Raw genomic sequence first — 14,573 nt, forward strand, 5'->3', positions numbered from 1 at the left:
CGGGGCGGGGCCGGTCAGCCGCGGGCCGGCTCCTGGTAGGGCACCCGGGCCAGCTCGTGGACCTCGCCGACCGTGCCCCACTCGTTGCCGCCCAGGCGGGACAGGGGGCGCAGCAGACCGATGTCGGGCCGGCCGGACACCAGCGCGTCCTCATGGACCGCGGCGTGCACGACCCGGCCGAACACCACCGTCGAGTTGCCCAGCAGCAGTGTCGAGTGCAGCGTGCACTCCAGGGCGACCGGCGATGCGGCCACGCGGGGCGGCCGCACCCGCAGCGAGGGCTCCCGCTCGATGCCCACGGCGTCGAACTCGCCCTCGTCCCGGGGGAAGTCGGTCGCCGTCGCGTTGACCTCCGCGAAGAGCGGCTCGGGCGCGAAGTTGACGACGAACTCGCCCGTCGCCTCCACATTGCGCAGGGAGTCCTTGCGGCCCACCGAGGTGAACTGCACGATGGGCGGCTCGGTGCAGGCCACGGTGAAGAACGAGTGCGGAGCCAGGTTCGCCGTCGCGCCGTCCGGCGTGAGGGTGGAGACCCAGGCGATCGGCCGGGGTACGACGACGGCCGTGAGCAGCCGGTAGAACGATCCGGGCCCCATGGCTTCCGGTGAGTAGTCGACACGCATGACAGCACGCTAAGCGGTGGGGTGCACGCTGCGTGCACCCCACCCCCCTTTACGACGCGGGCTCCGCCCGGGCGCGGCTCAGGCCGCCAGGCGCTCGGCGAGCCGCTGCGCCTGCTCGGCGGCGTCCGCGAAGGCACGGTCACGAGAGGCCTGGTACAGCGGGACCAGCTCGGCCATCGCCGGGTTCTGCGGTGCCATGGTCAGCTCCGGGACGATGAAGTCCAGCTCCAGGCCGAGGGCGTCGCCGAGCACGGCCGTGAGGTAGTTCTGCACGTACTCGTAGGACTCCCGCGGGGTGCCCGGCGCGTAGGAGCCGCCCCGGCTGGCGACGACGGTCACCGGGGTGCCCTTTACGGACTGGCCCGCGCCCGCGGTCCGGCCGAGCAGGATCACGTTGTCCAGCCAGGCCTTGAGGGTCGACGGGATCGCGTAGTTGTACATCGGGGCGCCGATCAGCACCGCGTCGGCGCGCTCCAGCTCCTCGATCAGCCGCACGCGCTCCGCGAAGGCCGCCGCCTGGGCGGGCGTGTGGGAGGCCGGGTCGGAGAAGCCCGCGAGGTGCGCGTCGGCGGTGATGTGCGGGACGGGCTGCGCCGCCAGGTCGCGGTAGACGACCGTGCCCTGCGGGTGCAGCTCCTCCCAGTGCTTGCGGAACGCCTCCGTCACGGCACGGGAGGACGAGGCCTCGGTCGGGAACACGGAGGAGTCGATGTGCAGCAGTGTGGTCATGGGGTGTCTCCAGGAAGGGGAAAGAAAGCCGCACGCCAGGACGGGCGGCTGAGGTTTCGTACTGTACTACTTCTAACATAGGTACTTACTTTTTTTCACTCCCCTACGGCCGGTACCCTGAGGCCATGGCGGCGGAGCAGAATCACGACAGCGCGGCGTGCAAGCGGGTGGACGACGGCATCACCCGCGTCTTCCAGCTGCTCGGGAAGCGCTGGAGCGGCCCGATCGTGGCCGTCCTGGTGGAACAGCCCGCCTACTTCGCCGATCTCCGGCGGGCCGTCCCCGGCATCAGCGAACGCATGCTCTCCGACCGGCTCGCCGAACTCGGCGCGGCCGGCCTCGTCCTGCGCGAGGTGGACGAGGGGCCGCCGCTGCGTGTCTCCTACCGGCTGACCGAGGCCGGCGCGGCGCTCGAGCCCGCGCTGCGGGAACTGGGCGAGTGGGCCAAGGCCCACCTGCCGGAGGGGGCCGCGTGCCCCGAGACGACGCAGGTGCGCCAGCCCTAGGCACCGGCTCGGCGACACGCGGGCACCTCGGGGGGCCCGCCCCGGCCCCCGGTGTGCCGCTCCGCCGGATGGCGGACCGCACCTGCGTCGGACACGGTGGTGGGGTACGGCCCCGTACCCGGAGGACCCGATCGTGCGCCTCGTCACCGCCACCGTCGCAGCCCTGGCCCTCTCCGTCCTGGCCGTACCGGCCGCAACCCTCGCACCACCGCGCTCGCCGGCCACCGACGGAGTGTGGCGGACGGACGGCTACGGCACCCTCCTCGTCGTCGCCCGGGGCACCCTGCGCGAGTACCAGGTCACCTCCGTCAGCTGCCTCAGAGGCGAGTCCGCACGGCAGACCGGCCCCGGCTCCTACACCACCTCCGACGGCACGGTCCTCACCGTGCGGACCGGCCGCGACCGCGACCACGCCCGGCTCGCCACCGCCGGCTCCGTCGGACACCGGCGGCTCGTCCGGGTCCGTGCCCTGCCCGCCTACTGCACCCGGCCGCCCCCGGAGGCTCCGCGGGCCCGGTTCGACGCGCTCTGGCAGACCTTCGAGGAGAACTACCCCTTCTTCGCGCGCAAGGGCGTCGACTGGGACGCCGTCCGCGACCGGTACCGGCCGCAGGTACGGCCGAACACCACCGGACCCGAACTCTTCGGCATCTTCAGCCGCATGCTGCGACCCCTGTACGACGTCCACGTCACGCTCGAGGACGACGACCGCGACTTCTTCGAGCTGCGGCCCGGAACCGAGCTGCCGAGCGATGAACTGGAAACCAGGGTGAAGGAGTTCGTCGAAACCCGCGACCTGCGGCACGCGACCGGCCGGCAGGACTTCGCCGAAGGGCTGATCACCTACGCCGACCTGCCCGGCGACCTCGGCTACCTGCGCATCTCCGCCTTCGACTTCTACGCGGGCGACGACGCGCCCTACGCCGCGGACCGCAGGGAACTCGACCGGACGCTCGACACCGTCCTCACCGCGGACCGTGCCGGGCGCCTGAAAGGCCTGATCATCGACCTGCGCGTGAACGACGGCGGCTCCGACGCCCTCGGCATCAGGCTCGCCGAACGGCTCACCGACTCCCCCTACACCGCCTACGCCAAACGCGCCCGCAACGACCCGGACCACCCCGACCGGCACACCCGGCCCGAACCCGTACGCGTCGTCCCGGCCGACGCGCCCCGCTTCACCGGCCCGATCGCGGTCCTCACCGGCGGATCGACGGTCAGCGCCGGCGAGACCTTCACCCAGGCCCTGTTCGACCGTCCCGGCCGCACCGTACGCATCGGACAGCCCACCCAGGGCGTCTTCTCGGACCCGCTGACGCGGACCCTGCCCGGCGGCCTGTCCTTCACCCTGCCCAACGAGGAGTACCTGACCCGCACCGGACGCACCTTCGACGGCACGGGCATCCCGCCGCACGTCACCGTACCCGTCTTCACCGAGGAGGAGTTCGCGCACCACCGGGACTCGGCGTTCGACCGCGCGGTCACCCTCCTGCGCACACCCGCCTGACCCCGGTCAGTCCACCGGCCAGGTGTGCACCGGTGCATTGAGGTGCATGTAGTCCATGTACAGCCGGGTCATCCGGCGCAGCGCCTCGTGACGGCTCGCGCGGGTGGTGGAGACGACGTGGTGGAACATCTCCTTCTGCCACACGGCACCGTTGCGGGCCGTCACACACCGCTGCTCGATGATGCCCAGCAGCGGCTCCCGCCACGCCGCGTCCATGCCGGAGCGCTCCAGACCGCGGTGCGCCAGCGGCAGCAGCCGCCGCAGCACCAGCTCCGGCACCGGCACCTCACCCATCCCGGGCCAGTACAGCAACGCCTCGATCCCGTTACGGGCGGCGGCGTGCAGGTTGTCCTCGGCGGCGGACAACGACATCCGTGACCACACCGGCCGGTCCTCCTCCACCAGCGCCCGGGTGAGCCCGTAGTAGAAGGCGCCGTTGGCCAGGGTGTCGGCGACGGTCGGCCCGGCCGGCAGCACCCGGTTCTCCACCCGGATGTGCGGTAGGTCGCCGGCGACGGCGTAGACGGGGCGGTTCCAGCGGTAGATCGTGCCGTTGTGCAGGGTGAGTTCGGACAGCTCCGGGGTGTCGCCGCGATCCAGCGTCTCCGTCGGATCCTGTTCGTCGCACAACGGCAGCAGGGCCGGGAAGTACCGAAGGTTCTCCTCGAACAGGTCGAAGACGCTGTTGATCCACCGCTCCCCGAACCACACCCGGGGCCGCACCCCCTGCACCTTGATCTCTTCCGGGCGGGTGTCGGTGGCCTGCTCGAACAGCGGAATCCGGGTCTCGTGCCACAGCTCCTTGCCGAACAGGAACGGGGAGTTCGCCGCCAGCGCCACCTGCACCCCGGAGATCGCCTGCGCGGCGTTCCAGTAGGGCGCGAACTCCTCGGGGGAGACCTGCAGATGGAACTGCGTACTCGTGCAGGCGGCCTCCGGGGTGATCGTGTCCGCGTAGGTACGCAGCCGGTCGACCCCGTCGATCTCGATGCGCAGGTCCTCGCCGCGGGCCGCGAAGACCTGGTCGTTGAGCAGCCGGTAGCGGGGGTTCTCCGACAGGGAGTCCTCGCCGATGTCCTCCTGCCGCAGCGTGGGCAGGATCCCCACGACGACCAGACGGGTACCGACCGACCCGGCACGCTCGTCGGCGTGGTTCAGCGCGTCCCGGATCTCCGACTCCCAGGCGTCGGGACCGCCCGCCGTCAGCCGCCGGGGCGGCACGTTGATCTCCAGGTTGAACCGGCCCAGCTCGGTCGACCAGGCGGGATCGGAGATCGCCTCCAGCACATCGGCGTTGCGCATCGCCGGCTCGGCGTCCGCGTCCACCAGGTTCAGTTCTATCTCCAGCCCGACCTGCGGCCGCTCCGACTCGAACCGTGACTCGCGCAGCATCTGCGCCAACGCGTCGAGACACTCGTGCATCTTGATCCGGTACCGGCGTCGGTCCTCGCGGGTGAAGACGAGCGCCGGGACGTCACGCCCCATCGGCCCTCCAGGGTCCCCTCGTCGGACACCTCTCCCCCCAGCGTCGCACCACCGCACGACCCGCACCACGGCTACGGGACGAAGGCCCTCCCCACTCCGGCACCGAGCGCGGACGCATGGGGGAAGATGGGCCCCATGACCATGTCCCGCGGCGCCCGCCGGCCCACGATCGCCGATGTCGCGGAGGCCGCGTCGGTCTCCCGGACCACGGTGTCCCACGCCCTCAACGGCATCGGCAAGGTGGATCCGCGCACCCGCGAGCGCATCAAGAAGATCGCCGCCGAACTGGGCTACCGGCCCAACCTGCGCGCCCAGCGGCTGCGCCGCGGCGAGGCCAGGGCGATCGCGCTGGCCTCCTCGATGCCCTTCGCGGTGGCCGGCGGACCGTCCCGGCTCGGCTTCTACATGGAGGTGGCCGCCGCGGCGGCCGAACGCGCCCTCGTCCACGAGTACGCGCTGGTGCTCATCCCGCCCGTGCAGTCCGGATCCGCGCTCTACACCGTGGACATCGACGGCGCGATCGTGGTCGAACCCGAGGCGGACGACGCGGCCGTGGCCCAACTGCGCGAGCGCGGGCTGCCGTACGTGGCCCTGGGCCGCCCCACCGCACCCGGCGACGACGCCCCCTATGTCGACCTGCACGGCGGCCGCGTCGTGGAACTGCTCCTGGACCACCTGCGCGCCCAGGGCGCACGGCGCCCCGCACTCGTCGTCGGCGCGGGTACCCGCCACTCCTCGGTCGACGCCCGCGCAGCCTACGAACGCGCGGCGGCCGCCCACGGCTGGACGCCGCTCGTCGCCACCGTCCCGGAGGACGGCGGCGAACAGGCGGGACACGACCGGTGCGCCGCGCTCCTCGCGGAGCACCCGGACATCGACGCCCTGTGCGTCCTCGTCGACGCCTTCGCCGTCGGCGCGGTACGGGCGCTGCGGGAGGCGGGCCGCCGCATACCCGAGGACGTCATGGTCGTCACCCGGTACGACGGACTGCGCGCCCGCACCTGCGAACCACCGCTCACCGCCGTCGACCTGCGTCTGGACCGGGCTGCGGCGGACGCGGTGGAACTCCTGCTCGGCCGGCTGTCCGCCGCGTCCGGTACGGGAGCGGCCGGCGATGCGGGTACGGGAGCGGGCCGTACCGGCACCGGAACGGGAGGTGCCGGTACGGGGGCGGGAGGTGCCGGTGTGGGCGGGGCCGGTGCCGGTCTGGGGGCCGGCGGTGCCGGTACCGACGCGTCGGGCACAGGGCGCGGACTGCCCGCTCCGGAACCCCGGCTCGTCGCACGGGCGTCCTCCCTGCGCCACCGGTAGCACCCGGCTGGTGGTGTGCGCGTACTCCGTGCGTTGCCGGTGGGAGCGTGGCTGGTGGTGCGCGCGTACTCCTTGCGTTACCGGTGGGAGCGTGGCTGGTGGTGCGCGCTTCATTCCGGCGCCGCCCGTGGCACCGGGCCCCCGGCTCAGCCCCCGGCGATCAGCACCACTCCCGACACCAGGGCGAACACCAGCACGAAGGCCCGCATCTTCCCGGCGTCCACCCGCCGGTGCACCAAGCGGCTCATGCATGCCCCCAGCGCGAGTGCGGGCAGCAGCAGCAACGCCCAGCCGAGGTCGTCCGCGCTACCCCGGCCGGTGCCGAACAGCAGGGCCAGCGACGCGACTTCGCCCACCAGGAAGCAGGCGGCGACGGTGGCGCGCAGCTCGGCGGGCGGCCGGTGCTGATAGACGAGGGCCAGTGGCGGCCCGCCCACACCGGTCGCCGTCTCGGTCAGCCCGGTCACCACACCCGCGCCCACATAGGCGCCGCGGCCCGGCACGAACGACGGCACCACGAGGCTCACCACCGCCGCCAGCACGGTCGCGCCGCCGACGACCGCTCCGAGGTCGCCCTCCGGTACCAGCCAGAGCAGGGCGAGCCCGGCGGGCGTCGCCGTCAGCCGAGCCGCCGTGATCCAGCCGGCGCCGCGCAGGTCCAGGCTCTGCCGCTCCCGCCAGGCGACGTACAGGTTCAGCGGGATCATCGCGCCAAGCACGAACACGGGCACCAGCCCGGGGTCGATCAGCCCTGCCACGGGAGCCACGATCAGCGCGAACCCCAGTCCGCTCACCCCCTGCACGAACGCGGCCACGGCCACGGTGAGCGCGAGCACACCGAGAGTGGCCCCGGTCACGCCGGCCCGCCCGCAGACGCGGCCGACGCGGAACCCGCCGAGGTGGACGGGAGCGGGCCCGGCACCGGGGCCGGTGCCGGGCTCACGGTCAGGGCTGAGACCGGTGCCGGGGCCGGCGCCGGTGCTGAGGCCGCGGGGGGCGCGGCGGACCCGGCTGATGTCGGTGCCGGCGTCGCGGTCGGCGTCGTTTGGCCCGCTGTCGCCGCCGCGCCCCGCCACGCCTCCACGGACGTCGGGTGGGCCCGGGTCACTCCGGCCCGCCGTACCACCCGGGGGCCCAGCTCCGCGGCCCGCCGGACCAGGGCCGGACCGTCCCAGTCCGGTGGCCAGCCCTGCCACAGCCGCATCCGGCCCCCGACGAACACGGCGGTGAGCTGGTCGCGGTTGCCGCGCCGGACCAGCTCCCACGGCAGGTCCCAGGACGGCTGCATCTCCGGCCCGCTGACGTCGATGAGCAGGAAGTCCGCGGCACAGCCCACCGCGACCCGTCCCGTGAGCCGGCCGAGCCCCACCGCGTCGGCGCCGCCGGAGGTGGCCCGCTCCAGCCAGGTCCAGCCGGCCCCGCAGGAGGAGTCGCCGCTCGCCAGGCCGTACGTGAGCCGCTGCGCGGACTCGGCGGCGTCGGCGAGCCGGAAGCCGTCGCCGCGAGTGCCGTCGGTGCCCAGGCCGAACCTGATGCCGCGCTCGGCGAAGGTCGAGGCGGGGGCGACCGCGTTGCCCTTCCAGGCGCTGGCGACCGGGTTGTAGCTCACCGCCGCACCGCTGTCCGCGAGCAGCGAGATCTCGGCCGGGGTGAGCAGCGTGGCATGCGCGGCGAGCAGCTGCGGGCCGAGCGCGCCCGCGTGGTGCAGGTACTCCAGGGGCCGCAGCCCGTGCCGCACGAGGGAGCGCTCGACGGCGACGAGGTGCTCGTTCACATGGATCTGCACGACGGTCCCCGCGCCCGCGGCGAGCCGTGCGGTGGCCGCCAGCGTCGGCGCCGTCGCGGCCTCCGGGACGGACACCGCGAGCGAGGGATGTACCAGGTCGTCGCTGCCGTACCGGGCCAGATGGGTCTCGGCGGCGGTGAGCACGGCACGCGGGTCGGCGTCCTCGCCGGTACCGTCCGAGGCGTCGTTGCAGACCAGGCCCAGTACACAGCGGATCCCCGCGTCCCGGGTCGCCGAGGCGATCACGTCCACGTCCAATTCGGCGCGGGTGCCGGACTCGGCGACCGTCGTGAAACCGCCGCGCAGCGACTCCAGCGCGGCCAGTTTCGCGGCGACGTACGCCGACTCCTCGTCCAGCGCGCGCTCCAGCGGCACCCACACCCGGCGGAAGATCTCCGACGGCTCCCCGAAGGCGAGAGCGCCGCCGAGGCTCTGCGTCAGATGGTGGTGGGCGTCGACGAAGCCGGGCATCAGCACCTGCCCCGCGAGCCGCACGGGCGTGAGGGACGGATACGTACGGACGATCCGCTCGACCGGGCCGACGTCGCGGAACACGCCGTCCCGCACCACCACCGCATGCAGGTCCAGTGGACCGTCGGGAGTCAGCGTCACATCGGGGACCAGCAGCAGCGTGTCGCGGCGGAGCAGGTCAGGGGTCAGGTCGGTCATGGTTCTCCGTGGTTCGGAAGGATCGGGTACACGCGCACGGCACGGCTCACCCGCGTACGTCCGTACGACAGGGTCGGGCGCGGCACTGCTCACGCGCGTACAGCAGGGGGCAGGCGCGTACGCCGCGGCTCACCCGCGTACGGCAGGGCTCACGGGCATACGGCAGGGTTCACGGGCGTGCGGCCGGACCGGTGGCCTCGGCCGGCACCCCGGCTGCGGTGGACGCGGTGGACGCGGTGGACGCGGTGGCCGGGGCCCGGCGCCCCAGATGGTGGAAGACGACGTTGAGCACGGCAGCGGTCAGGGCGCCCACAGCGACCCCGCTCTCCAGCAGGATCCGCACGCCGGAGGGGAACCCGGCGTACACCCCCGGCACCAGGATGGGCAGCAGCCCGAGCGCCAGGGCGACCGCGCACGTGACCGTGGACGTGTGGTCCTCGAGCCGGGCACGGCCCAGCATCTGCACGCCCAGTACGGTGATCACCGCGAAGACGACCATCGCGGCGCCGCCGACCACCGCCGACGGCATCACACTGATCGCCCGTGCGACGGGGGCCAGGAAGCCGAGCAGGACGAGGACGACGCCCGCCGCAGCCGTGACGTAGCGGCTGCGCACCCCCGTGACCCGGACGATGCCGATGTTCTCGCCGCTGGTGACCATCAACGGCAGTCCGAAGAAGCCGCCGAGCAGCGAGGTCAGGGCATCCCCGCGCACCGTGCGGGGCACGTCCGACCGGATGTCGATGTCCTTGCCGACCGCCTCGGCGTTGATGACGGTCTGGCCGGTCGCCTCCGCCATCGACGCCAGGCTGTACAGCATCAGGGGCAGCGCGGCGAGCAGGTCGAAGGCGGGAGCGCCGAACGGCAACGGCCGCGGCAGGCCCAGGACGTGCCCCGAGAAGAGGGCGCCGGCGTGCACCTGGCCGGCGGCGAAAGCCAGGGCCGTACCTCCGGCCAGCCCCAGCAGCACGGCCAGCTGGCGCAGCACCCCGCGCAGCAGCCGGGTGAACAGCACGATCAGACCGATCGTGGCGAACGCCAGGCCCAGTTGGGCCGGGTCCGCGAAGCCGGGGGCGCCGGGCCGGCCGGTGACCAGCAGCGCGCCGACCTTCACCAGGTTGACCCCGACGATCACGATCATCGTGCCGATGACCAGCGGCGGGAAGAACTTCAGCAGCCGTGCGAACAGGGGCAGGACGAGGAAGGTGAACACGGCCGTGAGGAGGACGGCACCGGTTGCCGTCGGCAGTCCGTGCTGCTGCGCGATCGAGAGGAAGAGGATCAGCGGAGCGCCGCCCGGCAGCATCACGAACGGCAGCCGGGGGCCGAACTTCCACGGGCCGAGCGACTGGATCAGCGAACCGATGCCGGACAGCAGCAGGGCTGCCGAGAGCAGGTCGACGGTGAGGTTCGGGCTGAGCCGGAGGGTGGCGCTCATCAGGAAGATCGCGGAGATCGGGGTCGCCGCCATGACGAGCACGTGCTGAACGCCGAAGAGCAGGATCCGGCCGAGGGGCCGGGACTCGTCGACGGGGTGGACCGGCTCCGGCTGGACCGGGCCGGAGCGGCCGGGGCCGGTGGCAACGGTCCCGGTCGGGGCGGCGTCCCGAGGGAGGGGATGGGTGCGGGCCGGGTCGTGGTCGGTGGGACCAGGGCGGACGGGACCAGGGTCGGTGGGACCAGGGTCGGTGGGACCAGGGCGGACGGGACCGGGGCCGGTGGGGCCGGGCCGCAGGTGACTGCGGTCGCTGGAACCGGGACGGACAGGACCGGGATCGGAAGTGCAGTGACCGGCGTCGGTGGGACCGGGGTCGGTGGGACCGGGGACGTCGGGATGTACGGGACTGGACACGCGCGGGCTCCGTTCGGCTCGCTCGGCTCAGGCCTCGACGATCCGGCCGTGGACGGGCGGCCAAATCGATTTGGCCAATCGATTCGGGCGACAGTATGGAGGTGCCGTAGGGGGGTGGGTCAAGGGGTCGGACGCCGCACCGGTGGGGCCGGTGCGGCGGAACGGCCCGGCGGGACGAGCCGGACGGGCGGCCTGAACGGCCCGGCGGGACGAGCCGGACGGGCGGCCTGAACGGCCCGGCGGGACGAGCCGGACGGGCGGCCTGAACGGCCCGGCGGGACGGTCCGGTCAGGCGGCCTTGCGGGCGACGCCGCCGTAGAAGCCGATCTCGTCGGAGCGGGCCGGCGGTGGGGCGTCCGGACGCCAGAACGGCACCTGGGCCAGGCCGGGCTCGACCAGTTCGAAGCCGTCGAAGAACCGCTCGACCTCGGCGCGGGAGCGCAGGTTCAGGGAGGCGGTCGCCCGGGAGTAGACGGCCTGGGCCGCTGTGCGGTCGGCGAAGTCGCCGGTGGCGTGCGACAGGACCAGGTAGCTGCCGGCCGGGAGCGCCTCGCGCAGGGTGGCCACGACTTCGGCCGGCCGGTCCGTGTCGGCGAGGAAGTGCAGGATCGCGACGAGGAGCAGGGCGACCGGTTCGTCGAAGTCGATGAGGTGCCGGACGTCGGGGTGGTCCAGGACGGACCGCGGGTCCCGCAGGTCGCCGAGGACGATGCGGGTCGTACCGGAACGGCTGAGCAGGGCGTTGCCGTGCGCGGCGACGATCGGATCGTTGTCGACGTAGGCCACGCGGACGTCCGGGGCCGCGGACTGGGCGACCTCGTGCACGTTCGGCGAGGTGGGCAGCCCGGTGCCGATGTCCAGGATCTGCCGTACCCCGGACCCGACGACGTACCGGACGGCCCGCTGCAGGAAGGCCCTGTTGGCCCGTACGCCGATCCGGGCCTCGGGCGCGGCGGCGGTGAGTTCGTCGCCCGCCCGTCGGTCCACCGGGTAGTGGTCCTTGCCGCCCAGGAGGTAGTCGTAGATCCGCGCGGGATGCGGTCTGCTGGTGTCGATGTCCGCGGCCTTGAAGCCGTCCTGTGTCACGCTGTGCTCCTCTCGCGACCGTCGCGGCCTTGTCCCGGACGGCCGGGCACAGCCTCCCACAACAACTTTTCCGCACGGCCGGGGAGTTGCCACGGGCCGCCTGCCCCGGAAGCCGCCGCGGCCGGAGGCCGACCGGGGGAGGGGCGTCCGGTGCCCGCGCGACGCCGATCCGCCCCCTCGGGCGGGTGCCGGCATGACGCCGATCGGTGTCCTGGGCCGGGGCCAGGGCTGGCACGGCGCCGATTCGTGTCCTGGGCCGGTGCCGGTGCGGCGCCGATTCGTCCCCTGGGCCGGTGTCCGTCGCCGGCGCCGCCTCACCCGGCCGGACCGCTCCGGATGGCTTGCGCACGCCCGGCGTCGGAGGGTCTGAACGGGATCGGTTGTGTCCGGCACGTCCCTCGAGGCCGTGCCCGCGGACCGGTTCGCCGCCGTGGTCCCCACCGGCGGCGGGCCGACCGGCAGGGGTGGGGAACGGTTTTATCCATGCGCTCGGACCGTTCCCCGCCCCGCCGGCCATACCCGCGTGCCGGCACCGCCCCCGCCTTCGTCCCGCCGCTCACAGGTGCGGCCGGTACCGCCCCGCTTCCGCCCCGCCGGCCATACCCGCGGCCGACACCGCCCCGCCTCCGTCCCGCCGGGCACAGGTGCGGCCGGTACCGCCCCGCTTCCGCCCCGCCGGTCTTAGATGCGGGCCCGCGCCTCCCATCCTCCTCAGCCTCACCCCCTCTTCCTTGGCCTGCGCCGCACCCCTCCTCCTTCCGTCCTTCGCCTCAACCGCGCCCTCCCTCCCTCCGCCCCCACCTCGCACGTCCTCCCCCCTCCGCCCTGCCCGTCGTCGTGCTCTCGCCCACCCTCTTGCCGCTGGAAACCGATCGGTTTACGGTGGTGGAAACCGATCGGTTTCTTCTTTGGAGGCGGACATGACTTCGATCAAGGGCTCAGTCGCACTGGTCACCGGCGGCAGCCGGGGTCTGGGCAAGGCGCTGGTGGAGGAGCTGTACGCACGCGGTGCCGCCAAGGTGTACGCCACCGCCCGCGACCCGCGCACGGTCACGCATCCCGATGCCGTACCCGTGGCTCTGGAGGTCACCGACCCCGCGTCCGTCTCGGCCGCGGCGGCACTGGCGCAGGACGTCACCGTGCTCGTCAACAACGCCGGCGTCCTGCTCGGTGCGACCTCGTTCCTCGACTCCCCGGTCGAGGACGTGCGCCGGGAGTTCGAGACCAACTTCTACGGCCCGCTGCTGATGACCCGCGCCTTTGTGCCGGTCATCGAGCGCAACGGCGGTGGACACATCCTCAACGTCCACTCCGTGCTCTCCTGGGTGGGCGTCGCCGGCTCGTACAGCGCCACCAAGGCGGCCCTGTGGTCCCAGACCAACACCCTGCGCCTGGAACTGAAGCCGCGGGGCATCGGGGTGACCGGACTCCACGTCGGCTACATCGACACCGAGATGGCCTCGAACGTCGACTCGCCGAAGTCCGACCCGCACGACGTCGCCGCCCTCGCGATCGACGGCGTCGAGACCGGCACCCACGAGGTCCTGGCGGACGACGTCAGCCGCCGGGTCAAGGCGGCACTCTCGGGCGACCTGGCGGCCTTGTACCCGCAGTTGGCGGAATAGCGGAACGAGGGGCAAGGGCGTGGGCCTGCTTCCGGCTCTGCGGGCTGCTCGGCACAGAGCCGCCCGCGCCCTCCCGGCGCCGTACGGCGACGTCCCCGCGGCGGCCGGCGATCGCCGCGGGGGGACGGTGGGTGCGGGTCAGGCGCCCAGTGCGTGGACCATGTTGACGATGGCGGTCATCTGCGGTGCGCTCCGCACGGCGTAGTCGGAGCCGGTGTAGCCGAACCAGTCCCAGCAGCCCTGCGGGTTGACCGGCCAGACGCTGGAGACGGCCTGCGGGTAGAGGACGACCAGGTTGTTGGTGTCGGCGTAGGTGTCCAGATTGCCCTTCTCGGCGAAGGCCGTACCGAGGAGCTGCTGGGCGGACAGGCAGCCGTGGAGCGCCACCACCAGCTTGCAGGGGGCGCCGTCCGCGCAGACCGGCGGGACGTAGAGCTGCCCGGTGGTGTCCATGGACAACTCGCGGGCCGAGCCGCCGGGGGCGTAGGCGTTCTGGTCGAAGTGCGTGAGAGTGCCCTTCGGCGCGCCGGTGTTTCGCGGGTTGACGCCTCCCAGCCAGGCGGTGAGCATCTCGCGCTGCGGGTCGTCGTGGCAGTTGTTGAGGAACGGCGGCAGCGTCAGCGCGCACGGGACGACGCCGTCGGGGGTGGGCCAGGAATGCCCTGCCGGGTCCCAGTCGTGGTAGGTGACGTCGGCGCCGAAGTGCTCGTAGAAGTCGACGCCGGCCCGGGAGACCAGCGGGTTGACCACCGGGTCGAGGTAACCGTGGTACGTGTAAACCGGTTTGTCCCGCAGGTTCGAGACGGGGTCGATGCGGCCCTCGGACGCCCAGTCCTCGGCCTGCTGCTCCAAGTCGTCGACACCCAGGCCGAGATCGCAGGTCACGAACTTGATGACGTGCCCCTGGCCGCAGTCGTACGGTCCGGCGGCGACGATACCGGCACCGTCGAAGGTGCCGGAGTAGGCGACCTGGAGCTGGGTGGCCATGAAGCCGCCGGAGGAGACACCGGTGACGTAGGTGCCGGTGATGTTCAGGTCCGGCAGGGCAGGGGCGGCGGCCTGCGCGGGCGTGGCCGGCCCGCCGGCCGCGAGGGTGAAGGCGGCGCCGAGGGCGGCCAGGGCCTGGACCGCTCTGGAGCGGTATCTCATGGGGCACACTCCGATACCTGTGGGGTTCCGAGGGGTGGGGAGACGAGTGCCGCCCGAGCGGACGGCGGCGTACACAGCGGCGGGAACCACGGGATCCGGGTGCCCGTGGTGCGAGCCGCGGCCGGCTGCCGGGCGGTTACCGGGCTTGCGTTTCCAACCGATCGATTGGTTGTTTCGAGGCTGTTGCGAGACACCATCCGGCTTCTGCGTTACGGTGTCAACCAATCGATCGGTTGGAAGTCGGT

The 14,573-nt window shown here is 73.0% G+C and carries 12 protein-coding genes; 4 read left to right on the forward strand and 8 right to left on the reverse strand.

The features are described from left to right. Positions 1 to 14: 14 nt before the first annotated feature. Positions 15 to 623: a flavin reductase family protein gene (locus JK359_RS34010; RefSeq protein ID WP_201843476.1), complete on the reverse strand. Its 609-nt coding sequence runs from the start codon at positions 621 to 623 to the stop codon at positions 15 to 17. A 78-nt stretch (positions 624 to 701) separates the two neighbouring features. Then, complete coding sequence (locus JK359_RS34015; protein WP_201843477.1) at positions 702 to 1,352, reverse strand: FMN-dependent NADH-azoreductase; 651 nt, start codon at positions 1,350 to 1,352, stop codon at positions 702 to 704. Between the two features lie 125 nt (positions 1,353 to 1,477). Between JK359_RS34015 and JK359_RS34020 the strand changes: the two genes are divergently transcribed. Next, positions 1,478 to 1,858 (forward strand): winged helix-turn-helix transcriptional regulator, encoded by a 381-nt coding sequence (locus JK359_RS34020; protein WP_201843478.1) that lies wholly within the window; start codon positions 1,478 to 1,480, stop codon positions 1,856 to 1,858. Positions 1,859 to 1,991: 133 nt separating this feature from the next. Next, a complete protein-coding gene (locus JK359_RS34025; protein ID WP_201843479.1) occupies positions 1,992 to 3,365 on the forward strand; it encodes a S41 family peptidase in 1,374 nt (457 codons plus the stop codon). A gap of 6 nt (positions 3,366 to 3,371) precedes the next feature. Here JK359_RS34025 and JK359_RS34030 read toward each other — a convergent pair whose 3' ends face one another. Further along, a complete protein-coding gene (locus JK359_RS34030; RefSeq protein WP_201843480.1) occupies positions 3,372 to 4,850 on the reverse strand; it encodes a glutamate-cysteine ligase family protein in 1,479 nt (492 codons plus the stop codon). A 135-nt stretch (positions 4,851 to 4,985) separates the two neighbouring features. Between JK359_RS34030 and JK359_RS34035 the strand changes: the two genes are divergently transcribed. Continuing rightward, entirely contained in the window at positions 4,986 to 6,161 is a 1,176-nt protein-coding gene (locus JK359_RS34035; protein WP_236678873.1) for a LacI family DNA-binding transcriptional regulator, read from the forward strand. A 146-nt stretch (positions 6,162 to 6,307) separates the two neighbouring features. Here JK359_RS34035 and JK359_RS34040 read toward each other — a convergent pair whose 3' ends face one another. The 4 genes from JK359_RS34040 to JK359_RS34055 form a co-directional block, all read right to left on the reverse strand. Then, positions 6,308 to 7,018 (reverse strand): sulfite exporter TauE/SafE family protein, encoded by a 711-nt coding sequence (locus JK359_RS34040; RefSeq protein WP_201843481.1) that lies wholly within the window; start codon positions 7,016 to 7,018, stop codon positions 6,308 to 6,310. Beyond that, a complete protein-coding gene (locus JK359_RS34045) occupies positions 7,015 to 8,616 on the reverse strand; it encodes an amidohydrolase family protein (protein ID WP_201843482.1) in 1,602 nt (533 codons plus the stop codon). The genes JK359_RS34040 and JK359_RS34045 overlap by 4 nt, the downstream gene beginning before the upstream one ends. 169 nt (positions 8,617 to 8,785) lie before the next feature. Then, positions 8,786 to 10,468 (reverse strand): uracil-xanthine permease family protein, encoded by a 1,683-nt coding sequence (locus JK359_RS34050; protein WP_307788406.1) that lies wholly within the window; start codon positions 10,466 to 10,468, stop codon positions 8,786 to 8,788. Between the two features lie 288 nt (positions 10,469 to 10,756). Continuing rightward, positions 10,757 to 11,554 (reverse strand): SAM-dependent methyltransferase, encoded by a 798-nt coding sequence (locus tag JK359_RS34055; protein ID WP_201843483.1) that lies wholly within the window; start codon positions 11,552 to 11,554, stop codon positions 10,757 to 10,759. Positions 11,555 to 12,474: 920 nt separating this feature from the next. Here JK359_RS34055 and JK359_RS34060 point away from each other — a divergent pair. Next, complete coding sequence (locus JK359_RS34060) at positions 12,475 to 13,179, forward strand: SDR family oxidoreductase (RefSeq protein WP_201843484.1); 705 nt, start codon at positions 12,475 to 12,477, stop codon at positions 13,177 to 13,179. Between the two features lie 138 nt (positions 13,180 to 13,317). On the opposite strand, the gene JK359_RS34065 is transcribed toward JK359_RS34060, so the two are convergent. Beyond that, the gene (locus JK359_RS34065; protein ID WP_201843485.1) at positions 13,318 to 14,328 is read right to left on the reverse strand and encodes an extracellular catalytic domain type 2 short-chain-length polyhydroxyalkanoate depolymerase; all 1,011 of its coding nucleotides are present in this window, start codon (positions 14,326 to 14,328) and stop codon (positions 13,318 to 13,320) included. Between the last annotated feature and the right edge of the window lie 245 nt (positions 14,329 to 14,573).

It is taken from the genome of Streptomyces actinomycinicus (assembly GCF_016741775.1).
GTDB lineage: Bacteria > Actinomycetota > Actinomycetes > Streptomycetales > Streptomycetaceae > Streptomyces > Streptomyces actinomycinicus.